Source organism: Pseudomonas lini (assembly GCF_964063345.1).
GTDB lineage: Bacteria > Pseudomonadota > Gammaproteobacteria > Pseudomonadales > Pseudomonadaceae > Aquipseudomonas > Aquipseudomonas lini_B.
In genome coordinates this window covers 6,375,394-6,398,351 of the sequence record NZ_OZ061318.1, presented here as the reverse complement: position 1 = coordinate 6,398,351, position 22,958 = coordinate 6,375,394, and the positions used below count along the sequence as shown (strand labels likewise).

The following is a 22,958-nucleotide window of genomic DNA, read 5'->3' as shown; positions in this document are numbered from 1 at the left end:
ACCCGCCGTCAAAGGTCGAAGCGATCAACCGCCCGACGGCGTTCGTTGTCGTCGCGCACATCGTAATTGGCCGTGGTCTGGATGTTGCTGTGATGGGCCAGTTTCTGCGCGATCGACAGGTCGTGTTCTTCAATCACTCGGGTAATGAACGACCGCCGGAAATCGTGCGGCATGATTTTCACCCCGACCTGTGCGCCGCGTTGCCGGGCAATGTAGTAGATCGCATGCTTGGTGATGCGCTCGCGGGTGATGTGACTGCCACGGCGGATGCGGTTGAACAGGAACGGATCATCCGTCTCGCCCTCCTTTAAAAGCGAACGCCGCAACTCCAGCCACGCATCCAGTTTGGCGAAGGCCCAGGCTGGTGCGTACTTGATCAGCTGTTTGTTGCCCTTGGCGGTGACGCACAGGCTGCGCTCGGTGAAATCCACCTGGGCCAGGTCCAGATTCACCGATTCCGATTTGCGCATCCCCGACCCGTACAGAATCCCGATGATGGCCGCGTCCCGTAGCCCTTGCGGCCGTGGATCGGCGGCGCAGACCTCCATCAAGTCGCGAATCAAGGTGCGCTTGAGGTTGCGCCCCTGGGACAGTCGCGTGCCGGCAATGCCTTTGACCGAGCGCATTTTCAGCAGATGTTCCTGACTGATCAGGCTCATGCGCCACGCTTCGTTCATCACCCCGCGCACCGCGTTAACGTACAGCGACGAGGTATTTGGCGCGTAACCGTCTTCGCGCAAGGTCGCCACCAGTGCAACGACATCCTCGGGCTGCAGTTGATGCCAGGGAATCTCTTCGATGTTCATGTCTTCGAAGTCCAGACGGTCAGCGGCGTCCTGCAACACATAACGCATGGTCAACTGGCTGGACGGCGCCAGACGCGCCAGGTACAGGGTCAACGGGTTGGCTTTTGAAACGATGGATTCAGTAGCAGGTAAGTCAATCAATGAAACGGCCTTGAAAATGAATAAAGTTCAACAAAACAACTAAACAATGAAATCTACTTAATATAAAGCGCGGCACTTCTGTCGCGCTCTTACGCTAAAAAACGGGATAAACGGCACAAGTCTGAACAGTGGCTGTATGAGCTTCAGATAAACGATTCGCCCACCGCTTTTTCATGTTCCTTTGACAAAAACGGGCATAACCTTCCCTTCATTCGACGAGCCCGAGGGGCCGTCACGCTGCCGGTCATGGCCGGGAAAGTCAATTGATGGCTTCTTGGCTTATCGGCTAAGCCTTTGAAAATACGCTTCTTTCGGCGATTTCGCTGAAGGGCTTCGTTCGCCCGGAGATTACTATGAATCAGGCGTTTCTCCCCTTCTCCCGCTCCAGTATCGGCGATGAAGAAATAGCCGCGGTACAACAAGTACTGCGCTCCGGCTGGATTACTACCGGGCCGAAAAACCAGCAACTGGAAGAGCACTTCGCCCACTATGTCGGCTGTCGCCATGCCGTCGCATTGTCCTCGGCCACCGGCGGGATGCACATCACATTACTGGCATTGGGAATTGGTCCCGGCGACGAAGTCATCACACCGTCCCAGACCTGGGTATCGACCGCCAACATGATCTGCCTGCTCGGCGCGACGCCGGTTTTCGTCGACGTTGACCGCGACACGTTGATGAGCGACCTGGCGAGCATCGAAGCGGCAATCACGCCGCGCACCAGGGCAATCATTCCGGTGCATTACGCCGGCGCGGCGTTCGACCTCGATCCGCTCTACGCGCTGGCAGACAAGCATGGCATCGCCGTCATCGAAGACGCTGCGCATGCGGCGGGCACTTTCTATAAAGGTCGTCACGTCGGCGCCCAAGGCACGGCGATCTTCTCGTTCCACGCGATCAAAAACATGACCTGCGCCGAGGGCGCGATGTTCGTCAGCGACGATGAAGCGCTGGCCACTCGTGTGCGCATGCTCAAGTTTCATGGCTTGGGCGTGGATGCCTACGACCGCCTCACCCACGGCCGCAAACCCCAGGCCCAAGTGATGGAGCCCGGCTTCAAGTACAACCTGGCCGACATCAACGCGGCCATCGCCTTGGTGCAACTGGAGCGTCTGGACGCGATCAACGCCAAGCGCACGGAGCTGGCCCAGACCTATCTGCAACGCCTGGAAGGCTTGCCGGTGCAACCGCTGGCCGTTCCGACGTATGCGCAACAGCACGCCTGGCACCTGTTCATTCTACGCATCGACACCGAACGTTGCGGGCTGGACCGCGAGGCGTTCATGAAGGCGTTGCAGGAACAGAACATCGGTACCGGCATTCACTTCATCGCCACTCACCTGCACACGTACTACCGCCAGCGTTTCCCCAACATCTACCTGCCCAACACCGAATGGAATTCGGCGCGGCTGTGTTCGATCCCGTTGTTCCCCGACATGACCAGCGACGACGTCGATCGTGTCGTCGACGCCATTGAAAACATAGTGGACACAAGCCTGTGAAACCTTATCCGATCCGTTGCGTATCAATCGTCATCCCGGTCTACAACGAGCAAGACAGCCTGCCCGAGTTACTCAGGCGCACCGAAGCGGCGTGCCAGCAATTGCACCAGGATTATGAAATTGTGCTGGTCGATGACGGCAGTCGCGACAACTCGGCGCAAATCCTCGAGGACGCAGCCAGTCGCGAGTGCAGCCCGGTAGTAGCGGTCATTCTCAACCGTAACTACGGCCAGCACGCAGCGATCATGGCCGGCTTCGAACAGTGCAAGGGCGATGTGGTGATCACCCTCGATGCCGACCTGCAAAACCCGCCGGAAGAAATCCCGCGGCTGGTGGCTCAGGCCGAACTGGGTTACGACGTGGTCGCCACGGTGCGCGCCAACCGTCAGGACTCGGCCCTGCGCCGCTGGCCGTCGAAGTTGATCAACCTCGCCGTGCAGCGTTCCACCGGCGTTGCCATGACCGACTACGGCTGCATGCTGCGCGCCTATCGCCGGACCATCGTCGACGCCATGCTCGCCTGCCGCGAGCGCAGCACCTTCATCCCGATCCTGGCCAACAGCTTCGCCCGGCACACCACGGAAATTCTGGTGACCCACGCCGAGCGCGAACACGGCGAGTCGAAATACAGCCCGATGCGCCTGATCAGCCTGATGTTCGACCTGATCACCTGCATGACCACCACACCGCTGCGATTACTGAGCATCGTCGGCTTCGGCATGGCCGGCCTCGGCCTGCTGTTCGCCGTCATGCTGATCGTCCTGCGCCTGGTCTTCGGTGCCGAATGGGCCGGCGACGGGCTGTTTGTGCTGTTTGCGGTGCTGTTCGTTTTTACCGGCGGGCAATTCATCGGCATGGGCCTGTTGGGTGAGTACCTGGGCCGCATGTACAGCGACGTCCGGGCGCGTCCACGGTTCTTCATCGAAAAGGTTTTGCGTAGCACCCCCTCTGCCCCTGCTCCCGTTGTCACCGTCGACGGCCTCACTTCCACTTCTTCAGATCAGGTTCTCTCATGAGCGCAAAAGCTGTTGTCTTCGCCTATCACGATATTGGCTGTGCCGGCATCGAAACCCTGCTCAATTCGGGTTACGAGATTGCCGCCGTGTTCACCCATCCCGATGACCCGAAGGAAAACGCGTTCTACGGCTCGGTTGCGCAACTGTGCGCACGCAAAGGCATCCCGGTGCATGCGCCGGAAGACGTCAACCATCCGCTGTGGATCGAGCGCATCAGCAAGCTCAACCCCGATTACCTGTTCTCGTTCTACTACCGCAACCTGTTGAGCGAACCGCTGTTGGCCACGGCCAGCAAAGGTGCGTTCAACCTGCATGGCTCGTTGCTGCCGCGCTACCGTGGCCGGGCACCGGCCAACTGGGTGCTGGTCAACGGGGAAACGGAAACCGGCGTGACCCTGCACCGCATGGTCAAGCGTGCCGATGCTGGCGCGATCATCGCCCAGCAACGGGTGGTGATTGAGCGCACCGACACCGCGCTGACCCTGCACGGCAAATTGCGCCTGGCTGCCACCGATCTGCTACGAGATACCTTACCTGCACTGCTTCAGGGAAAATTCAACGAAACCCCACAGGATGAATCCAAAGCCACGGTGTTTGGCCGTCGCACCCCGGCGGACGGCAAACTGTTCTGGAGCAAACCGGCTGAAGAACTGTTCAATCTGGTCCGCGCCGTGACCCAGCCTTATCCGGGCGCTTTCTGCGCAGTGGGCGAGCATAAGCTGATTGTCTGGAGCGCCGACGTGGTCAAGGGCAATGAAGGCCTGGCACCGGGCCGGGTCATCAGCGTCGATCCATTGCGTATTGCCTGTGGCGAAGACTCGCTGCTGATCAACGCCGGCCAGCGTAACGACAACGGCCTGTACCTGAGCGGCCCGCAACTGGCCAACGAACTGGGGCTGGTCGATGGTTCGGTATTGCGCGGCGCCGAATCGGGCCGTGCACCGCGTCGCACCCGGGTGCTGATCCTCGGCGTCAACGGCTTCATCGGCAATCACCTGTCCGAACGCCTGCTGCGTGACGACCGCTATGAAGTGTACGGCCTGGACATCGGTTCGGACGCCATCGAGCGGCTGCGCAGCCATCCGAACTTCCACTTCGTCGAAGGCGATATCAGCATCCACTCGGAGTGGATCGAGTACCACATCAAGAAGTGCGACGTCGTTCTGCCGCTGGTGGCGATCGCCACGCCGATCGAATACACGCGCAATCCACTACGGGTGTTCGAACTGGACTTCGAAGAGAACCTGAAATTGGTTCGCTACTGCGTCAAGTACAACAAGCGCGTGATTTTCCCGTCGACCTCCGAAGTTTATGGCATGTGCCAGGACGGTAACTTCGATGAAGACAGCTCCAATCTGGTGGTCGGACCGATCAACAAGCAACGCTGGATCTACTCGATCTCCAAGCAGTTGCTCGACCGGGTGATCTGGGCTTACGGCCAGAAAGGCCTGAATTTCACCCTGTTCCGCCCTTTCAACTGGATGGGCCCGCGCCTGGACCGTCTGGACTCTGCACGCATCGGCAGCTCCCGGGCGATCACCCAGTTGATCCTGAACCTGGTGGAAGGCACGCCGATTCGTCTGTTCGACGGCGGCGAGCAAAAACGCTGCTTCACCGACATTGCCGATGGCGTCGAAGCCCTGGCGCGGATCATCGACAACGAGAACGACGCCTGCAACGGCCAGATCATCAACATCGGCAACCCGGACAACGAAGCCAGCATTCGTCAATTGGGCGAAGAACTGCTGCGCCAGTTCGAGGCTCACCCACTGCGCAACAACTTCCCGCCGTTCGCCGGTTTCCGCGATATCGAAAGCAAAGCTTTCTATGGCACTGGCTATCAGGACGTGTCTCACCGCAAACCGAGCATCGCCAATGCCAAACGTCTGCTTGACTGGATACCAACGGTGCAAATGAGCGAGACCATTGGCAACACGCTGGACTTCTTCCTGCGTGAAGCCATGCTCGAACGGGCGGAGCAATCTACAGAAGAATCATGCTGATGCAGGCAGGCCTACGAATCGATGTCGACACTTACCGAGGCACCCGTGAGGGGGTGCCGCGGCTGCTGGACATGCTCGATGAGGCTCAGGTCAAGGCGACGTTTTTCTTCAGTGTCGGGCCGGACAACATGGGGCGCCACTTGTGGCGCCTGATCCGCCCGCAGTTCCTCTGGAAGATGCTCCGCTCCAACGCCGCCGGCCTGTATGGCTGGGACATTGTGCTGGCCGGCACCGCGTGGCCGGGCAAACCGATCGGCCGCGACCTCGGGCACCTGATGCGTCAGACCCTGGCGGGGGGGCATGAAGTCGGCCTGCACGCCTGGGATCACCACGGCTGGCAGGCTAATGCCGGGCGCTGGAGCGAGGCGCAGTTGATCGAGCAGATTCGCCGTGGCGTCGACAGCCTCAGTGACATCCTCGGGCAAAAAGTCGAGTGCTCGGCGTCTGCCGGCTGGCGGGCGGACGAGCGTGTGATCGAGGCCAAGCAGGGTTTCGGCTTTCGCTACAACAGCGATTGTCGGGGCCAGCGCCTGTTCCGGCCGACATTAGCCGATGGCAGTCCGGGGACACCGCAGATTCCGGTGGACCTGCCGACCTTCGATGAGGTGGTCGGCCCGACCGTCGCGGCCAAGGACTTCAACGCGTTCATTCTTGAGCGGTTCACCCCGCAAGCACTCAACGTCTACACGATCCATGCCGAAGTAGAAGGGATTCTAATGGCCAATGATTTCCGTCAACTGCTGGTCGATGCGCGCCGGCAGGACATTCATTTCCAACCCCTGGGCGATCTGCTGCCCGAGGCACCCGCCACGTTGCCCATGGGCCACGTCGTGCGCGGCGCCCTCGAGGGCCGTGAAGGCTGGCTGGGGGTACAAAGCGCATGAGCAAGCGCTGGGCATTGCCGTTTTTGCTGGTCGTTTTGGTGCTGGCGTACTTGCTGCCGTTGGGCACCCACGGTTTATGGATTCCCGACGAAACCCGCTATGCCCAGATCAGCCAGGACATGCTCCTGAGCGGTAACTGGGTGTCGCCTCACTTCATGAGCCTGCGTTACTTCGAAAAGCCAGTGGCCGGTTATTGGATGATCGCCATTGGCCAGGCGCTGTTTGGCAACAACCTGTTTGGTGTGCGCATCGCCTCGGTGCTGAGTACCGGGCTGAGCGTGTTGCTGTGTTACCTGATCGCCCGCCGGCTGTGGAACGAACCGCGCAAGAGCTTCGCCTGCGCGCTGCTGTACATGAGTTTTACCATCGTCGCCGGGCAAGCCGGCTATGCCAACCTCGATCCGCAATTTACTTTCTGGGTCAACCTGAGCTTGGTGGCTTTGTGGTTTGCGCTGGACAGCGTCAACCGTGGCCCGCGTCTGCTCGGGTGGACGCTACTGGGGCTGGCCTGCGGCATGGGCTTCATGACCAAGGGTTTCCTCGCCTGGCTGCTACCAGTGCTGATCGCCCTGCCCTGGATGCTCTGGCAAAAACGCTGGCGGGAACTGCTGACTTACGGCCCGGTGGCGATTGTCGTGGCCATCGCGGTCAGCCTGCCGTGGGCTTTGGCAGTGCATGCACAGGAACCCGATTACTGGCGGTTCTTCTTCTGGCACGAACACATTCGCCGTTTTGCCGGGGATGACGCTCAACATGAGGCGCCGTGGTGGTTCTATTTGCCTCTGCTGGTGGGGTTCAGTCTGCCGTGGGCGGCGTTGCTGCCGTCGGCGCTGAAACAGGCGTGGCAGACCCGGCATCAGGCAGGCATCGCTTTCCTGTTGCTGTGGCTGCTGATGCCGTTGGCGTTTTTCAGCCTGAGCAACGGTAAATTGCCGACCTACATCATGCCCTGCCTGTTGCCCCTGGCGTTGTTGCTGGGCCATGCCCTGGCGGACCGTCTGAAGCTGGAACAGGGCCGGGTACTGGGGATCAATGGTCTGCTGAACCTGACGTTGGGCGTGGTCACCCTGATTGCGCTGGTCTGGCTACAACTGAAAAAGCCGCTGTACGACCATGAACTGCACAACCTGATAGTGGTGTTCATCGGGTTGATCGGCTGGATCATGGCCAACCTGCTGCAAGCCTTCCGCCCGTTGCAATGTTGGGCTGCCCCGGCCTTCGGCAGTTTGCTGCTGATCGGCGTGCTGCCGGCCGGGATGCCTGACTCGGTAGTGGCGAACAAGATGCCCGACCAGTTCATCCTCGAACACGTCGAGGAACTGGCGCAGACCGGCAAGCTGTTGAGCAACGACCTGGGCGCCGCTTCAGCGCTGGCCTGGCGCCTGAAACGCCCTGAGGTGGCGTTGTACAACTCAATAGGCGAATTGAAATATGGCCTCGCCTATCCTGATGGCTCACAGCAGCGGGTCGACCTCGATCAAGTGCAACAGTGGATGCGTGAAGCCCGCCAGAGTGGTTCGGTCGGCGTGGTGATGCGGGTCAAGGGCGATGGCGAACTGCAAGAAATCGAACGACTGCCCAAGGATGGCAAACGTTATGAACAAGGCAACCTGGTGATTCTGATCTTTCCTCAGGGGGCATCATGAGCCTGCTGCTCGTATTGGCTGCCTGCCTGTTGACCTGCCTGGGCCAAATCGCCCAGAAGTACGCCGTGGAAAGTTGGCGCGGCAAGACGTCGGGCTGGGGCGAGAAACTGCGCTCGCCGTGGCTGTGGCTGGCGCTCGCCTCTCTGGGATTGGGCTTGCTGGTCTGGCTGCTGGTGTTGCAGCGCCTCGAAGTTGGCGTCGCCTATCCCATGCTCAGCCTGAATTTCGTGTTGATCACACTGGTCGCCCGCTTCGTCTTTCACGAAACCGTCGACCGCCGTCACTGGCTGGGCGTGGCGCTGGTGATCGCTGGCGTGGCGTTGTTGGGGCAACACGCATGAGCCTGCGTCGCGGACTCGCCTTCGCCCTGGGCAGCGTATTGCTGGGCAGCGCCGCGCAGTTGGGCATGCGCTGGAGCATGACTCGCTTGCCGCATCCCGAACAATTGATATCCACGTTGAGCAACGGCAGCGTCGATGTGGCCGCCGTGGCCGTCGTGCTGGCCGCCATCCTCGCCTATGCCGTGTCGATGTTCACCTGGCTCGCCGCCCTGCGTGATTTGCCGCTGGGTCGGGCCTATTCGCTACTGAGCATCAGCTACGCGCTGGTGTACGTGCTAGCCGCCAGCCTGCCGTTGTTCAACGAAACCTTCAGCCTTTCGAAAACACTCGGGGTGGCGCTGGTCATCCTCGGTGTCATCACTATCAACTCTCGACCTGCTCGTGCGCCTGAACTTAGGAGTGCTTCATGAAAATCAGTGTATTTGGTAGCGGTTATGTTGGCCTGGTTCAAGCTGCCGTCCTGGCTGAAGTCGGCCACGACGTGGTGTGCATGGACATTGACGAGAACAAAGTCGCGCTGCTGCAACAAGGCCACGTCAGCATCTTCGAACCAGGGCTGGCCAGCCTGGTGCGCGAAAGCCTGGAAGCCAAACGGCTGCAATTCACCACGGACGAAAAATTCGCGGTGCAGCATGGCCAGGTGCTGTTCATCGCCGTCGGCACGCCGTCCCGGGACGATGGTTCGGCGGACCTGCGCTACGTGCTGTCGGTGGGTGAAGCGGTCGCGCGTCACCGTGAACAACCGGTGATCCTGGTGGAGAAATCCACGGTGCCGGTGGGCACGGGCGATACTTTGCGCGCGCATATCGAAAAGTGCCTGCTCAAGGTCGGTCGGCTGTTGCAGTTCGATATTGTCTCCAACCCCGAGTTTCTCAAGGAGGGTTCGGCCGTGGCCGATTGCCGGCGCCCGGACCGCATTGTCATCGGCTGTGAACGCGATGACGTGCGCGACGTGATGCGCGACCTCTACGGCCCATTCAACCGCAACCATGACCGCATCATGTTCATGGATCTGCGCAGCGCCGAGCTGACCAAATACGCCGCCAACTGCATGCTGGCGACCAAGATCAGTTTCATCAACCAGATCGCCGAACTGGCCGAACACCTGGGCGCCGACATCGAATCGGTGCGGCTGGGCATCGGCGCCGATTCGCGCATCGGTTATCACTTCATCTATCCCGGCTGCGGTTATGGTGGCTCGTGTTTCCCCAAGGACATGCGCGCGCTGATTCACAGTGCCGAAGAGGCCCACTGCTCCAGCGACCTGCTGCAAGCAGTGGAAGCCATCAATCAGCGGCAAAAACACAAACTGTTCGAACGCATCAACGCCTTCTACAAGGGCGATTTGCGCGGCAGAACCTTCGCCGTGTGGGGCCTGGCCTTCAAGCCCAACACCGACGACATGCGCGATGCGCCGAGCCGGGTGCTGCTGGAATCGCTGTGGGTCGCCGGGGCTCATGTGCGGGCGTTCGACCCGGAAGCCATGCAGGAAACCCAGCGTCTGTACCCTGACGAGTCGAAACTGATGCTCATGGGCACCCCGGAATCCGTACTGTCGGGCGCCGATGCCTTGATCGTCTGCACCGAGTGGCAGCAGTTCAAAGCCCCGGATTTCGACTTGATCGAGCAGCGCCTGAATGCTCCAGTGATCTTCGACGGGCGCAACCTGTACGACGCCGAACGCCTTGAGCGCAGCGGCTTCAAGTACTTCCCGATGGGCCGTGGCGAATCGCGCAACCTGCCTATTCCCCATCAGCAATGGCCTGCGGCCTCGGTCGTGGCGTGAACACAGTCTCGCCTGGCATTCGTCGGCAGTCCCTGGGGGTTGGGCTGCTGGCGCTGATGCTGTTCATCGCCGGGGTTTATCAGCAAGCGGCAATCGGTTTCGACTCGCGGTTCGTGCTGTTCGCCCAAGAGATGCTGCGCCACGGGCCATCGGTTTTTCCGACCACTTATGGCCAGCCCTATGCCGATTACTCAGCGGTTTCGACGCTGTTCATCTGGTTGTTGTCCCTGCCGTTCGGGCAGGTCAACAGCCTCAGCGCCTGGCTTCCGAGCGCCATCGCCGCCGCTGTAATCGTCACGTTGATGTACCGATTGCTCGCGCCGTACTCCAGACGTTGGGCGCTGCTGAGCATCGCCCTGATGCTGTTGACCAGTACGTTTGTCACTGAAACCCGTGCCGTGTCCCAGGACCTGATGCTGGCGGCCGTTGCGTTCTCGGTGTTCTACCTGGGCTATGCCACCGATCATTTCGCCATGCCCCGTCGGTTGCCGCTGGTTTTTGCCTTGTTGCTACTGGGCTTCGGGATTCGCGGGCCGATCGGGCTGGTGATTCCTACCGGCATGCTCTGTAGTTATTACGTGCTCAATCGCCAATGGTCGCGGTTGTTCGGTTTCGGCTTGCTGGCGGCGGTGTTGCTGGCGGTGTGTGTCGGCGTGCTGTTGTGGCTGGCCGAAACCAGCGGCGGGCCGGCCTTCATGCAAAACGTGGTGCGCATGCAGTTCTTGGGGCGCATGGACGGCAGCGAGGGGGTCAGCGGTTCGCTGTATTACTTCACTCGTTCGCTGGGTAACTATGCGCTCGCTTATCCGCTGGCGTTGCTGGTATTGGCCGCGGTCTGGCTGACGAATCCACGGCAGGCAGGTTCCGCATTGCGCCTGTTGCAGTACTGCACGGCGGCCGGGTTGGTCGTGATGATTGGCTTGTCGATTCCGCAAGCGAAAAAGGCTCGTTACCTGCTGCCGATGCTGCCCATGGCGGCGATCATTGCGGCGTACCCGTTTCAGGTGGCGCAGGGTCGGGTGTTCGGTTGGTTGCGGACCTTGATGCAAGGGCTGTGGTTGCTGATTCCGGGGCTATTGATCGTCGGATTGCTGATCGCGCAACGGCGTCTGCCAACGCAACCGACTGCCTTTGTGCCGGTCGTGATCGCGCTGGTCGCGTTGCAAATCATCGCGCTGGCGGCGTGGTTCCGGTCTCTCTGGCGGGCCGAAGTATTGGCCGGTTGCGCAGTCCTGGCGCTGTGGTCGGTTTATATCCTGGTGTTCGAACCGGTGGAGCGTCAGCTTTACGACACGCAAACCTTCAGCCGAGCGGCATTCACACAGGTTCAGAAAGACCCGGCGCCGCTGGTGCTGCACGGCATGGGCAAGGACGCCAAGGCGATCAAGTTCATGGTCAATATCGAGCAAGACTTGCAACCGGTGTTCACCGAATCGATTCAAGAACTCGAAGCGCTGCCAGGGCCGGCGTGGCTGATGATGGATCGGAGCGACTACAACGCTTTGCAAGGCACACCGCTGGGAGCCCAGGCGCCGATATTGAGCGGGCGTTTCGATAAAAACGATTACGTCCTCCTGCACACACCTCCCTTGTAGGCGCTGCCGAAGGCTGCGATCTTTTGGCGGCTTCGATGTTGCTGAAGATTAAGATCAACAGATCGCAGCCTTCGGCAACTCCTACATAGGGACGTATAGCCTGCAGACCGTGGACGGTCGGCAAGCGAGCCTGTGTGTTGAGGTGCCGCTGGGGTCGCCGGGGAATCCGTTGAGTGATGAGGCGCTGGAGGAGAAGTTTTTCAGCCTGACGGGGCGGGTTATGCCGCGGCAGCGGGCGGAAGGATTGATTGAGCAGTTGTGGCGGCTGGAAGAACTGGAGTCGGTTCGTGTGCTTGACCGGTGGCTGGCTTGAGTATGACGTGGTCTGTGCGGGCCTCATCGCGGGCAAGCCCGCCCCCACAGGGAGCACCTAAATCCTGTGGGAGCGGGCTTGCTCGCGATTGGCAGCAACTCGGTATCGCGTCGATCACTACAGAATCTAATAAATAAGGACATTTGCCTCACCGTGGCCACTTACTCCCTCGTTATCCGCCGCTTGATGATCGTTTCGCTGACCATTGTCGTCAGCCGCGCCATTACCAGCCCGTTGCTCACCCTGTTCTTGAGCAACAAACTCGGCCTCAACCAACAGGACGTCGGCCTGTTGCTGGGCATCGCGGTGTTCATCGCCACCCTGCTCGCCCTTTACGGCGGCTACATCATCGACCGCCTCGAAAAGCGTCGACTGCTGATCCTCGCCATGCTTTCCAGCGCCATCGGTATCGTGCTGCTGACCTTCGCCGAAAATCTCTACCTGACCACCGCCACCCTGGTGATCACCGAAACCGCCTCGGCGCTGTTCCTGATCGGGTCGAAGGCGATCCTCAGTGAAAACCTGCCTATGGGCCAGCGCGCCAAGGCTTTCTCACTGCGCTACACCCTGACCAACATCGGCTACGCCACCGGCCCCATGCTCGGTGTAGTGATCGCCGGGGTGCAGCCAACAGCGCCGTTCCTGATTGCCGGTGGCATCGCATTTTTCAGTATTTTCCTGATGAGCGGAATTCCCAAAGACCCGGCCCAGATACCCGCCATCGGCCAGCCCCAGAGTTTCCTGAAAACCCTGATCACCCTGAAGAACGACCGCACGCTGATCATGTTCACTTGCGGCTGCCTGCTCAGCACCGTGGTGCACGGTCGTTTCACCCTGTACCTGTCGCAATACCTGCTGGTCACCCAAGACACCAAACGTGCCCTGGAAACCATGGCTGCCCTGCTCGCTTGCAATGCCATCAGCGTGATCTTGCTGCAATACCAGATCGGCCGGTTCCTCAAACGTGAACAACTGCGTTACTGGATTGCTGGCGGCACCAGCCTGTTCATCCTCGGGTTGATCGGTTTCAGCCTGGCTGACAGCCTGGTGAGCTGGTGCGTGGCGATGTTCATTTTCACCCTCGGCGAAATGATCATTTACCCGGCCGAATTCCTCTTTGTCGACACCCTGGCCCCGGAAGAACTGCGCGGCAGCTACTACGGCGCGCAAAACCTCGCAGCCCTCGGCGGTGCGCTGAGCCCAGTGATCTGTGGTTATCTGCTGATGCACACGCCCGCGCCCACCATGTTCTATGCCCTGAGCGCCTTGACGGCGATGGGCGGTTTTCTCTGCTTCATGAGCGGTCGGCGCGTAGCAATACTGCAAAAATAGTGCATTGAAGCTGCATTAATATGAATTTGTCAGCATAAGGATTGATCGGCACACTGTGCGGCGTTCCTCCCCCAATAGTTGGAACTACTTCAAGGGCTTTCTGGGTATCCCAGCTAAGCCTTTTTTTTTGCCTCGATTTTTTACGGATTGTTTGCCTCATGTTTGCTCGCTGGTTACCTGCCGCCATCAATACCCGTCCTTCAGAATGGAGCCGCGCTGCCATCGGCATGTCGCTGGGCACGATGTTCAGCGTCTGGCTCTGCAGTCAGGTATTCGGCATGCAAGTGGCGCAACACCTGATCGGCCCGCTGGGTGCATCCGCAGTATTGCTGTTTGCTGTGTCCTCGGGCGCCCTCGCCCAGCCCTGGTCGATTCTTGGAGGCTACTTGAGCGCCGGGGTGGTTTCGCTGCTGGTCGCTCACGTCCTCGGACGTACTCTCGGCAGCGCCTGCCTCGCGGCGGGCATGGCGCTGATTCTGATGTGCTGGCTGCGTTGCCTGCATCCACCGGCCGGGGCGCTGGCGTTGCTGTTGGTGTTGGCAGACCCGGCGACCATCGCCCTGGACTGGAAAGCCATCGGCCCGGTGATGCTCAGTGGTTCGACGATGCTGCTCAGCGCATTGGCGTACAACAATCTGACGCGCATTCGTTATCCCAAACGCCCCACTGTACCGGCGCCGATGATGCCCCTCCCCGACAGCCAGGCAATCACTGCCGCGGATCTGAAACTGGCCCTCGCCGACATGGAGGCCTTCTACGACGTCACCCCCGAAGACCTCGAACAACTGATCCATGCCAGTGAATTGCATGCCAAGCGGCGTAGCATTGGTGAAGTGCTGAGTAGCAGAACCTGAGTTTATCAAGGGCAGCAGCAAGTTTTGTGGCGAGGGAGCTTGCTCCCGCTGGGTCGCGAAGCGGCCCCGGAATTCTGCGTATGAGCGCAGATTTTGTGAGTGCTGCGCACTCAAGCGGGAGCAAGCTCCCTCGCCACAGCAAGCCCCCTCGCCACAAATTCAAGGTTGATTCAAAACGGTGTCAGGCTGCCGAAGGTTGCAATCCTTTGATGTTGCCCTAAGGTAAAAATGCAAACAGCACCTGCACGTATCCCGGTTGTACATCACAAATTTGCACTGATACGATCCAGCATCGCTCGCGCGCGAGCTTCTCTATAAAGAACAATAAAAGCAGGGAGTTAGTGATGACTGCTCAGGTTTCATCCCCGACAACACAGCCCATGGATGCCACGCAAAACGAAGTGTTGGCCGAGGTTCGCAATCACATCGGTCACCTGACCCTCAATCGCCCCGCCGGCCTCAACGCCATTACCCTGGACATGGTTCGCAGCCTGCAACAGCAGCTCGATGCCTGGGCACAGGATCCGCAGGTGCATGCGGTGGTGTTGCGCGGTGCTGGTGAGAAAGCGTTCTGTGCCGGCGGCGATATTCGCTCGCTGTACGACAGTTTCAAAAGCGGCGACACCCTGCACGAAGATTTCTTCGTCGAGGAATATGCCCTCGACCTCGCCATCCATCACTATCGCAAACCGGTCCTGGCCTTGATGGACGGCTTTGTGCTGGGCGGTGGCATGGGGCTGGTGCAAGGCGCCGATTTGCGGGTGGTCACCGAGCGCAGCCGCCTGGCGATGCCGGAAGTGGCCATCGGTTATTTCCCGGACGTCGGCGGCAGCTATTTCCTGCCGCGCATTCCCGGTGAGTTGGGCATTTATCTCGGTGTCAGCGGCGTGCAAATCCGCGCCGCCGATGCGCTCTATTGCGGCCTGGCCGACTGGTACCTGGAAAGCGCCAGCCTGGGCATGCTGGACGAGCAACTCGATCACCTCGAATGGCACGACACGCCGCTCAAGGACCTGCAAGGCCTGCTGGCGAAACTCGCCGTGCAACAACTGCCCGATGCGCCACTGATCGCGTTGCGCCCGGCCATCGATCACTTCTTCGCCCTGTCCGACGTGCCGAGTATGGTGGAGCAAATGCGCGAAGTGACGGTCGCCGATAGTCACGAATGGGCGAAAACCACAGCGGATCTGCTGGAAAGCCGTTCACCGCTGGCCATGGGCGTGACCCTGGAAATGCTACGACGCGGTCGGCACCTGAGCCTGGAACAGTGCTTCGCCCTCGAACTGCACCTGGATCGCCAGTGGTTCGAACGCGGCGACCTGATTGAAGGCGTGCGCGCCTTGCTGATCGACAAAGACAAGAACCCGCGCTGGAACCCGCCGACTCTGCAGGCGCTGGACGCCGAGCACGTGGCGAGTTTTTTCACCGGTTTCGACCCAAGCTGGAGCTGAGTCATGCACGATATCGAATTGAGCGAAGAGCAAGTGATGATCCGCGACATGGCCCGGGATTTTGCCCGTGGCGAAATCGCGCCCCACGCACAAGCCTGGGAAAAGGCCGGCTGGATCGATGACGGTCTGGTGGCGAAGATGGGTGAACTGGGTCTGCTGGGCATGGTGGTGCCGGAGGAATGGGGCGGCACTTATGTCGACTACGTCGCCTACGCCTTGGCTGTGGAAGAGATTTCCGCCGGTGACGGCGCCACCGGTGCGCTGATGAGCATCCACAACTCCGTGGGTTGTGGGCCAGTGCTCAACTACGGCACCGAAGAACAGAAACAGCAATGGCTGCCGGACCTCGCCAGCGGCCAGGCCATCGGCTGCTTTTGCCTCACCGAACCCCAGGCCGGTTCCGAAGCGCATAACCTGCGCACCCGCGCCGAACTGCGCGACGGCCAGTGGGTAATCAACGGCGCCAAGCAATTCGTCAGCAACGGCAAACGGGCGAAGCTGGCGATTGTGTTCGCCGTGACCGATCCGGAGCTGGGCAAGCGCGGCATCTCGGCGTTCCTGGTACCGACCGAAACCGCAGGTTTCATCGTCGACCGCAGTGAACACAAGATGGGCATCCGTGCTTCCGATACCTGCGCCGTCACCCTGAACAATTGCACCGTTCCCGAGGCCAATCTGCTGGGCGAACGCGGCAAAGGCCTGGCCATCGCCCTCTCCAACCTCGAAGGCGGCCGCATCGGCATCGCCGCGCAAGCCTTGGGCATCGCCCGAGCGGCGTTCGAAGCAGCGCTGGCTTATGCGCGGGATCGGGTGCAGTTCGACAAGCCGATCATCGAACACCAAAGCATCGCTAATATGCTGGCCGACATGCACACCCGTCTGAACGCTGCGCGCTTGCTGATCCTCCACGCCGCAAGGTTGCGCAGTGCTGGCAAACCGTGTCTGTCGGAGGCCTCACAGGCCAAGCTGTTTGCCTCGGAGATGGCCGAGAAGGTCTGCTCGTCGGCGATACAGATTCATGGCGGGTATGGGTATCTGGAGGACTACCCGGTGGAGCGCTACTACCGGGATGCGCGGATCACGCAGATTTATGAAGGGTCAAGCGAGATACAACGGATGGTGATTGCCCGGGAGTTGAAAAATTATCTGGTGTGACCTTTAAAAGCATCGCGGGCAAGCCCGCTCCCACAGGTTTCTCGAGCGTATACAAAATTTGTGAACGCCAGAAACCACAGTGGGAGCGGGCTTGCCCGCGATGACGTCCGCGAGGACGCCGCATTACTTGCCGACGAACTCCGCCTCACGCTTGGCAATAAACGCCGCCATCCCTTCCTTCTGATCTTGCGTCGCAAACGCCGCATGGAACACCCGACGCTCAAAGCGCACACCTTCCGACAGGCTGACTTCAAACGCGCGGTTGACGCTTTCCTTGATCATCATCGCAATCGGCAGCGACTTCCTGGCAATCAGCGCCGCGACTTTCAGCGCTTCTTCCAATAGCTCATCCGCCGGCACGATGCGCGCAACAATGCCGCAACGCTCTGCTTCTACGGCATCGACCAAACGCCCGCTCAGGCACATTTCCATGGCCTTGGCCTTGCCCACCGCGCGGGTCAGGCGCTGGGTGCCGCCCATGCCCGGCAACACACCGAGGTTGATTTCCGGCTGACCGAATTTTGCGTTATCACCAGCCAGAATGAAGTCGCACATCAACGCCAGTTCACAACCACCGCCCAAGGCAAAACCGTTGACCGCAGCAATGATCGGCTTGCGGCGGTTGGCCACGCGATCGCTGTCGCTGAACAGGTCATCGAGGTAGATCTGCGGATAGGTCAGCTCGGCCATTTCCTTGATGTCGGCACCGGCGGCGAAGGCTTTTTTCGAGCCGGTCAGCACGATGCAACCGATGTTCGAATCGGCTTCCAGACCGTCGAGGGCGTGGTTCAATTCGCTGACAATTTGCGCATTCAACGCGTTCAAGGCTTGCGGACGGTTGAGGGTGATCAGGCCGACGCGGCCGTGGGTTTCCAGCAAAATCGTTTCGTAGCTCATAGATGACTCCTGATAAACACTCGATCCCCCGTAAGAGTTGCCGCAGGCTGCGATCTTTTGATCTTGATTTTCATAGAGCAAGATCAAAAGATCGCAGCCTTCGACAGCTCCTACAGGTTCATTTTAAAGATTGCGCGAAATAACCATGCGCTGAATGTCGCTGGTGCCTTCGTAGATCTGGCACACCCGCACGTCGCGGTAGATCCGCTCCAGCGGGAAGTCGTTCAGGTAACCGTAACCGCCAAGGGTTTGCAACGCCGAGGAGCAGACCCTCTCGGCCATTTCCGAAGCGAACAGCTTGGCCATGGACGCTTCCACCAGCGCCGGCTTGCCGCTGTCGCGCAATGCAGCCGCGTAATGCACCATCTGCCGGGCGACGGCGATCTGGGTTGCCATGTCCGCTAACCGGAAGGCCACCGCCTGGTGTTCGATGATCGGCTTGCCGAAGCTCTCGCGCTCACGGGCATAGTCGCGGGCCGCTTCGAACGCGGCGCGGGCCATGCCCACCGATTGCGAGGCGATGCCGACACGGCCGCCTTCGAGGTTCGCCAGAGCGATCTTGTAACCTTCGCCCTCCTCGCCCAGTCGATTGGCCACCGGGACTTTCACATCCTCGAAGAGGATCTGGCAGGTATCAGAGGCGTGCTGGCCGAGTTTGTCTTCGACTCGTGCGACTTTATAGCCCGGCGAATCGGTCGGCACGATCAGCGCCGTGATCCCGCGCTTGCCGGCACTCGGGTCGGTCACCGCAAACACAATCACCACCCCGGCGTTTTGCCCGGAGGTGATGAACTGCTTGCAACCGTTAAGCACGTAGTGATCGCCGTCCAGCCGAGCACGGGTTTTCAGGCTGCTGGCATCGGAGCCGGCTTGCGGTTCGGTCAGCGCAAACGCACCGAGCATCGCGCCGCTGGCGAGTGGCTTGAGGAAGCGTTCTTTCTGATCGTCGTTGCCGAACTTGAGGATCGGCACGCAACCCACTGAGTTGTGCACGCTCATGATGGTCGAGCAGGCGCCGTCGCCGGCAGCGATTTCTTCCAGCGCCATGGCGTAGGCCAGGTAACCGGTGTCGCAACCGCCCCACTGCTCCGGCACCAGCATGCCGAAGAAGCCCAGGTCGGCCATCTCGCCGATGGCTTCCTTGGGGAAGCGATGTTCGCGGTCCCATTCGGCGGCGAACGGTTTCAGCCGTTCCTGGGCAAACTGCCGGGCCGCGTCGCTGATCTGAAGCTGTTCGTCATTGGGAATCATGCCAAGTCCTTAAATATTTGCCTTCGTACACAATGCCTGTCAGTTGAAACACAGGACCTGTGGGAGCGGGCTTGTGTGGCGAGGGAGCTTGCTCCCGCTGGGTCGCGAAGCGGCCCCAAAAAGCTTTGCGACTGCTGCGCAGTCGAGCGGGAGCAAGCTCCCTCGCCACAAAAGCCCTACACACAGGTTGCGCCCCATTAGCCTCAGTACAGGCATTCCACAGCCATGGCCGTGGCTTCGCCGCCGCCGATGCAGATCGCTGCAACGCCGCGTTTCAGGCCTTTCTGGCGCAGGGCCGAGAGCAAGGTCACAAGGATCCGCGCGCCAGACGCACCGATCGGGTGGCCCAAGGCGCAGGCACCGCCGTGGATGTTGATCTTCTCGTGGGGGATTTCCAGTTTGGTCATGGTTACCAGACTCACCACCGCAAAGGCTTCGTTGACTTCGAACAACTCGACTTCATCCAGAGACCAGCCGGTTTTCTTCATCAACTTCTTGATCGCGCCCACCGGTGCCACCGGGAACAGCCCCGGCGTGTCGGCAAATGCAGCGTGACCATGAATCACCGCCAGCGGTTTCAGACCTTGTTTCTCCGCTTCGGAACGACGCATCAACACCAGCGCCGCGGCGCCATCAGAGATCGAACTGGAGTTCGCCGCCGTCACGGTGCCACCATCGCAGAACGCCGGTTTCAGCGAGGCGATCTTGTCCAGTTTGGCTTTCGGCGGCTGTTCGTCGTGGCTGATCAGCACCTGCTCTTTGCCGACGGTCACGGTGAGCGGCACGATTTCGGCGTTGAAGCTGCCGTCCTTGATCGCCTGTTGAGCGCGGGTGGTCGAAGCAATGGCAAACGCATCCTGAGCTTCACGGGTAAAGCCGTTGGTTTCAGCGCAATCCTCGGCAAAGGTGCCCATCAGGCGGCCCTTGTCGTAGGCGTCTTCAAGACCGTCGAGGAACATGTGATCAAGCACTCGGCCGTGGCCCATACGGTAACCGCTGCGGGCGCGGTCAAGCAGGAACGGCGCATTGGACATGCTTTCCATGCCGCCAGCGACGACCACATCGGCGCTGCCGGCGATCAGCATGTCGTGAGCCAGAATCGTGGCTTCCATGCCCGAGCCGCACATCTTGTTCAGCGTCGTGCAACGGGTCGATTTATCCAGGCCGGCGCCCAGTGCCGCTTGCCGCGCCGGGGCCTGGCCGAGACCTGCGGAGAGCACACAGCCGAACAGCACTTCTTCAACGGATTCAGGGGCGACACCGGCGCGCTCAACGGCAGCACGAATCGCTGCGGCGCCCAGCTGCGGTGCGGTCAGGCTCTTCAGTTCGCCTTGGAACCCGCCCATCGGGGTGCGGACGGCGCTGACAATAACAATCGGATCGTTGGAAAGTGTCATGTCTAATCCTCCTTATTTCGCGGCCATGCGCAAGGCACCGTCGAGACGGATCACCTCGCCGTTGAGCATGCTGTTTTCCATGATATGCCTGACCAGCGCGGCGTACTCGCTCGGCTTGCCCAGGCGCGGCGGGAACGGCACGCCAGCGGCCAAGGATTCGCGTACTTGCGGGGTCATGCCGGCCATCATCGGCGTTTCGAAAATGCCCGGGGCGATGGTCATCACGCGGATGCCGAAGCGCGCCAGTTCACGGGCGGCGGGCAAGGTCAGGCTGGCAATCGCGCCTTTTGAAGCCGCATACGCGGCCTGGCCGATCTGGCCGTCGAAGGCTGCGGCCGACGCGGTGTTGATGATCACGCCACGCTCGCCACTTTCATCGGCTTCGGTTTCGGCAATCGCCGCCGCAGCCAGGCGCAGCATGTTGAAGCTGCCGATCAGGTTGACGTTGATCACTTGGCTGAAACTGTCCAGTGCATGAGGGCCGTTCTTGCCGAGGATCTTCTCGCCACGGACGATACCGGCGCAATTGACCAGGCCATTGAGGCCGCCAAACGCTTTGACCGTCGCCTGCACAGCCGCTTGCGCAGCCGCTTCATTGCTGATATCGGCCACCACGCTTTGCGCGCCGAGACGTGCAGCCTGGGCCGCGACGGCTTCGGCATTCATGTCCACCAGCATCACTTTGGCGCCAGCAGCCACCAGCATTTCAGCAGTGGCGGCACCGAGGCCGGACGCACCGCCGGTGACGAGAAAAACCTTATTTTCGATCTGCATCATTGTTTCCTTGGATTCAAGCTGAAACGTTCTTCGCGGTGGCCTCTTGAGCCTTGGCGATTTCCTGGTTGCGCAAGATAAAGCGCTGCAATTTGCCGCTTGGGGTTTTCGGCAATTCGCTGACAAATTCGATTTCACGGGGGTACGCGTGCGCAGCCAGACGCTTGCGCACGTGTTGGCGCAGCTCTTCTGCCAACTCTGGCGCGGCGCGGTATTGCGCGCTGAGCACGACGAAGGCTTTCACCAGCTCGGTGCGCTCCGGGTCGGGCTTGCCGATCACCGCCGCTTCGACCACCGCCGGGTGTTCGATCAGCGCGCTTTCCACATCGAACGGGCCAACGCGATAGCCGGAGGTGGTGATCACGTCGTCACTGCGGCCGACGAAGCTGATGCTGCCGTCCGGGTTCCACTCGACGGTGTCGCCGCTCAGGTAATAGTTGCCGACGAAGGCCTTGGTCGACGCGCCTTCGTAGCCGCCGAACCAGCACATCGGCGACTGGGTGCGGTCGATGGCCAGAATGCCTGGCTGGCCGACGCCCAATTCCTTGTATTCGTCGTCGAGCACCACGATGCGGTGGCCCGGCGAGGCGAAACCGGCAGCGCCGACGTGTACCGGGTGATCGAGGCCGTGGTGATTGCACAAAACCATGCCCAGTTCGGTCTGACCGTAATGGTCGTGAATCACCACGCCGAGGTTGTCGGCAAACCAGCGGATCACTTCCGGGTTCAGCGGCTCGCCGGCGCTGCTGACAATGCGCAGCTTGCCCTTGATCGAGCGGGCAAACTCGTCGCCACCGGCAATCAACAAGCGATACGCAGTCGGCGACCCGGTGAGGTTGGTGATCCCGTATTTGTTGATCACCCGGCAGGTACTTTCGAGGGTGAACGGGCCATCGTAAAAGGTGATCGGGTGCCCCATCGCCATCGGCCCGGTGACGCCGAAATAGATGCCATAGGCCCAGCCCGGATCGGCCACGTTCCAGAACGCGTCTTCAGGACGCAGGTCCACCGCGTCACGGGTGTAATTCTGGAACGCGACGATGGCCTTGAGCGGCACCGACAGTGCTTTCGACGGGCCGGTGGTGCCCGAGGTGAACATCAGCAGGAACGGGTCTTCGCCGGTGAGCAATACCGGTTCACAGACGTTGGAATAGTTGGCCAGTTCGGCCCAGAAACTGAAGTCGCCCCGAACAATCCCTTGGCCTTTCGGGCCACCCACGGTGACGATGGTCGGGCAGTCGGCCACTTCAGCGAGTTTCGGGCGGTTGACGGCATCCGTCACCACCACGGCGGCACCGGAGCTGTTGAGGCGATGTTCAATGGCTTTGGGGCCGAAGGCGGTAAACAATGGCTGAAAGACCGCGCCGATGCGCCAGGTGGCGAACACGGTGATCAGCAATTCGATGTTGCGTGGCAAGAGGCCGGCGACTTTATCGCCCTTCTTCACGCCTTGGGCCAGCAAGAAATTGGCGAACCGCGCGGATTTGTCCTGCAAGTCGCTGAAGGTGTAGGTCGCGCTGGCACCGTCGCGGCCTTCCCAGAACAGCGCGATGCGCCCCGGCAAGGCATGCCGGTCGCAACACTCGACGCAGGCGTTGAGCGCGCTCAACGACCCTGTGAGCGCGGCATCGACGGTGTGCTGATAATTGAACTGTGACGTGGCAGACAAGTAATCGCGCATTGCCAGAATCCCTGTGTATTTTTATTAGGGTGGGGAACCGTAAATAACAGGGAAATACTCGCTCTGCGCGGGGTGCGGGACAATGGTCAAAGCTATCAAGTTGTGTGACTGGTTTGGCCAAGATCCGAAGGAT

19 protein-coding genes and 1 pseudogene are annotated in these 22,958 nt (G+C 60.4%); 14 read left to right on the top strand and 6 right to left on the bottom strand.

The genetic code is table 11. From position 1 onward, the window contains the following. Positions 1 to 8: 8 nt before the first annotated feature. Entirely contained in the window at positions 9 to 854 is an 846-nt protein-coding gene (gene xerC / locus AB3226_RS29055) for a tyrosine recombinase XerC (RefSeq protein WP_367375877.1), read from the bottom strand. Positions 855 to 1,300: 446 nt separating this feature from the next. Here xerC and arnB point away from each other — a divergent pair, with 446 nt between their 5' ends. The 14 genes and pseudogenes from arnB (at position 1,301) to AB3226_RS28985 (ending at position 16,825) form a co-directional block, all read left to right on the top strand. Further along, positions 1,301 to 2,449 carry a UDP-4-amino-4-deoxy-L-arabinose aminotransferase gene (gene arnB, locus AB3226_RS29050; RefSeq protein WP_367375595.1) on the top strand — a complete coding sequence of 383 codons (1,149 nt, stop codon included), beginning with the start codon at positions 1,301 to 1,303 and terminating at the stop codon, positions 2,447 to 2,449. Further along, positions 2,446 to 3,465 carry an undecaprenyl-phosphate 4-deoxy-4-formamido-L-arabinose transferase gene (arnC, locus tag AB3226_RS29045; protein WP_367375594.1) on the top strand — a complete coding sequence of 340 codons (1,020 nt, stop codon included), beginning with the start codon at positions 2,446 to 2,448 and terminating at the stop codon, positions 3,463 to 3,465. Before arnB ends, arnC begins: the two co-directional genes overlap by 4 nt. Further along, entirely contained in the window at positions 3,462 to 5,468 is a 2,007-nt protein-coding gene (gene arnA / locus AB3226_RS29040) for a bifunctional UDP-4-amino-4-deoxy-L-arabinose formyltransferase/UDP-glucuronic acid oxidase ArnA (RefSeq protein ID WP_367375593.1), read from the top strand. Before arnC ends, arnA begins: the two co-directional genes overlap by 4 nt. Continuing rightward, complete coding sequence (arnD, locus tag AB3226_RS29035) at positions 5,468 to 6,352, top strand: 4-deoxy-4-formamido-L-arabinose-phosphoundecaprenol deformylase (RefSeq protein ID WP_367375876.1); 885 nt, start codon at positions 5,468 to 5,470, stop codon at positions 6,350 to 6,352. The genes arnA and arnD overlap by 1 nt, the downstream gene beginning before the upstream one ends. Next, positions 6,349 to 7,998, top strand: coding sequence for a lipid IV(A) 4-amino-4-deoxy-L-arabinosyltransferase (gene arnT, locus AB3226_RS29030; RefSeq protein ID WP_367375592.1), 1,650 nt, complete (start codon positions 6,349 to 6,351; stop codon positions 7,996 to 7,998). Before arnD ends, arnT begins: the two co-directional genes overlap by 4 nt. After that, positions 7,995 to 8,339: a 4-amino-4-deoxy-L-arabinose-phosphoundecaprenol flippase subunit ArnE gene (gene arnE, locus AB3226_RS29025; RefSeq protein ID WP_367375591.1), complete on the top strand. Its 345-nt coding sequence runs from the start codon at positions 7,995 to 7,997 to the stop codon at positions 8,337 to 8,339. The genes arnT and arnE overlap by 4 nt, the downstream gene beginning before the upstream one ends. Further along, on the top strand, positions 8,336 to 8,749 hold the full coding sequence (arnF, locus tag AB3226_RS29020; protein WP_367375590.1) for a 4-amino-4-deoxy-L-arabinose-phosphoundecaprenol flippase subunit ArnF: 414 nt from the start codon (positions 8,336 to 8,338) through the stop codon (positions 8,747 to 8,749). The genes arnE and arnF overlap by 4 nt, the downstream gene beginning before the upstream one ends. Next, positions 8,746 to 10,125, top strand: coding sequence for a UDP-glucose/GDP-mannose dehydrogenase family protein (locus tag AB3226_RS29015; protein ID WP_367375589.1), 1,380 nt, complete (start codon positions 8,746 to 8,748; stop codon positions 10,123 to 10,125). Before arnF ends, AB3226_RS29015 begins: the two co-directional genes overlap by 4 nt. Continuing rightward, positions 10,098 to 11,720 carry an ArnT family glycosyltransferase gene (locus tag AB3226_RS29010; RefSeq protein WP_367375588.1) on the top strand — a complete coding sequence of 541 codons (1,623 nt, stop codon included), beginning with the start codon at positions 10,098 to 10,100 and terminating at the stop codon, positions 11,718 to 11,720. The genes AB3226_RS29015 and AB3226_RS29010 overlap by 28 nt, the downstream gene beginning before the upstream one ends. A 97-nt stretch (positions 11,721 to 11,817) precedes the next feature. Beyond that, positions 11,818 to 12,033: pseudogene (locus AB3226_RS29005) on the top strand (MmgE/PrpD family protein); the annotation flags it as partial. 153 nt (positions 12,034 to 12,186) lie between these two features. Then, the gene (locus tag AB3226_RS29000; protein ID WP_367375587.1) at positions 12,187 to 13,365 is read left to right on the top strand and encodes an MFS transporter; all 1,179 of its coding nucleotides are present in this window, start codon (positions 12,187 to 12,189) and stop codon (positions 13,363 to 13,365) included. A gap of 158 nt (positions 13,366 to 13,523) precedes the next feature. Then, positions 13,524 to 14,219 carry an HPP family protein gene (locus tag AB3226_RS28995; protein WP_367375586.1) on the top strand — a complete coding sequence of 232 codons (696 nt, stop codon included), beginning with the start codon at positions 13,524 to 13,526 and terminating at the stop codon, positions 14,217 to 14,219. Positions 14,220 to 14,563: 344 nt separating this feature from the next. Then, positions 14,564 to 15,670: an enoyl-CoA hydratase/isomerase family protein gene (locus AB3226_RS28990; RefSeq protein WP_367375585.1), complete on the top strand. Its 1,107-nt coding sequence runs from the start codon at positions 14,564 to 14,566 to the stop codon at positions 15,668 to 15,670. Between the two features lie 3 nt (positions 15,671 to 15,673). Continuing rightward, entirely contained in the window at positions 15,674 to 16,825 is a 1,152-nt protein-coding gene (locus AB3226_RS28985; protein WP_008072412.1) for an acyl-CoA dehydrogenase family protein, read from the top strand. A gap of 123 nt (positions 16,826 to 16,948) precedes the next feature. Here AB3226_RS28985 and AB3226_RS28980 read toward each other — a convergent pair whose 3' ends face one another. The 5 genes from AB3226_RS28980 to AB3226_RS28960 form a co-directional block, all read right to left on the bottom strand. Then, entirely contained in the window at positions 16,949 to 17,722 is a 774-nt protein-coding gene (locus AB3226_RS28980; protein ID WP_367375584.1) for an enoyl-CoA hydratase, read from the bottom strand. Positions 17,723 to 17,845: 123 nt separating this feature from the next. Then, positions 17,846 to 18,973 (bottom strand): acyl-CoA dehydrogenase, encoded by a 1,128-nt coding sequence (locus AB3226_RS28975; protein WP_367375583.1) that lies wholly within the window; start codon positions 18,971 to 18,973, stop codon positions 17,846 to 17,848. Between the two features lie 203 nt (positions 18,974 to 19,176). After that, complete coding sequence (locus AB3226_RS28970) at positions 19,177 to 20,370, bottom strand: acetyl-CoA C-acyltransferase (RefSeq protein WP_367375582.1); 1,194 nt, start codon at positions 20,368 to 20,370, stop codon at positions 19,177 to 19,179. Between the two features lie 12 nt (positions 20,371 to 20,382). Further along, positions 20,383 to 21,144, bottom strand: coding sequence for an SDR family NAD(P)-dependent oxidoreductase (locus AB3226_RS28965; protein ID WP_367375581.1), 762 nt, complete (start codon positions 21,142 to 21,144; stop codon positions 20,383 to 20,385). Positions 21,145 to 21,160: 16 nt separating this feature from the next. After that, positions 21,161 to 22,825, bottom strand: coding sequence for an AMP-binding protein (locus AB3226_RS28960; RefSeq protein ID WP_367375580.1), 1,665 nt, complete (start codon positions 22,823 to 22,825; stop codon positions 21,161 to 21,163). Between the last annotated feature and the right edge of the window lie 133 nt (positions 22,826 to 22,958).

Bases quoted from the DNA above. Each gene is read 5' to 3' on its own strand.
- AB3226_RS28970 (WP_367375582.1), bottom strand. From the start codon at position 20,370: ATGACACTTTCCAACGATCCGATTGTTATTGTCAGCGCCGTCCGCACC.
- AB3226_RS28995 (WP_367375586.1), top strand. From the start codon at position 13,524: ATGTTTGCTCGCTGGTTACCTGCCGCCATCAATACCCGTCCTTCAGAA.
- AB3226_RS28990 (WP_367375585.1), top strand. From the start codon at position 14,564: ATGACTGCTCAGGTTTCATCCCCGACAACACAGCCCATGGATGCCACG.
- AB3226_RS28965 (WP_367375581.1), bottom strand. From the start codon at position 21,144: ATGCAGATCGAAAATAAGGTTTTTCTCGTCACCGGCGGTGCGTCCGGC.
- arnA (WP_367375593.1), top strand. From the start codon at position 3,462: ATGAGCGCAAAAGCTGTTGTCTTCGCCTATCACGATATTGGCTGTGCC.
- arnB (WP_367375595.1), top strand. From the start codon at position 1,301: ATGAATCAGGCGTTTCTCCCCTTCTCCCGCTCCAGTATCGGCGATGAA.
- arnE (WP_367375591.1), top strand. From the start codon at position 7,995: ATGAGCCTGCTGCTCGTATTGGCTGCCTGCCTGTTGACCTGCCTGGGC.
- AB3226_RS29015 (WP_367375589.1), top strand. From the start codon at position 8,746: ATGAAAATCAGTGTATTTGGTAGCGGTTATGTTGGCCTGGTTCAAGCT.
- AB3226_RS28980 (WP_367375584.1), bottom strand. From the start codon at position 17,722: ATGAGCTACGAAACGATTTTGCTGGAAACCCACGGCCGCGTCGGCCTG.
- AB3226_RS29010 (WP_367375588.1), top strand. From the start codon at position 10,098: ATGGCCTGCGGCCTCGGTCGTGGCGTGAACACAGTCTCGCCTGGCATT.
- arnF (WP_367375590.1), top strand. From the start codon at position 8,336: ATGAGCCTGCGTCGCGGACTCGCCTTCGCCCTGGGCAGCGTATTGCTG.
- xerC (WP_367375877.1), bottom strand. From the start codon at position 854: ATGCGTTATGTGTTGCAGGACGCCGCTGACCGTCTGGACTTCGAAGAC.
- arnT (WP_367375592.1), top strand. From the start codon at position 6,349: ATGAGCAAGCGCTGGGCATTGCCGTTTTTGCTGGTCGTTTTGGTGCTG.
- AB3226_RS28960 (WP_367375580.1), bottom strand. From the start codon at position 22,825: ATGCGCGATTACTTGTCTGCCACGTCACAGTTCAATTATCAGCACACC.
- AB3226_RS28975 (WP_367375583.1), bottom strand. From the start codon at position 18,973: ATGATTCCCAATGACGAACAGCTTCAGATCAGCGACGCGGCCCGGCAG.
- AB3226_RS28985 (WP_008072412.1), top strand. From the start codon at position 15,674: ATGCACGATATCGAATTGAGCGAAGAGCAAGTGATGATCCGCGACATG.
- arnD (WP_367375876.1), top strand. From the start codon at position 5,468: ATGCAGGCAGGCCTACGAATCGATGTCGACACTTACCGAGGCACCCGT.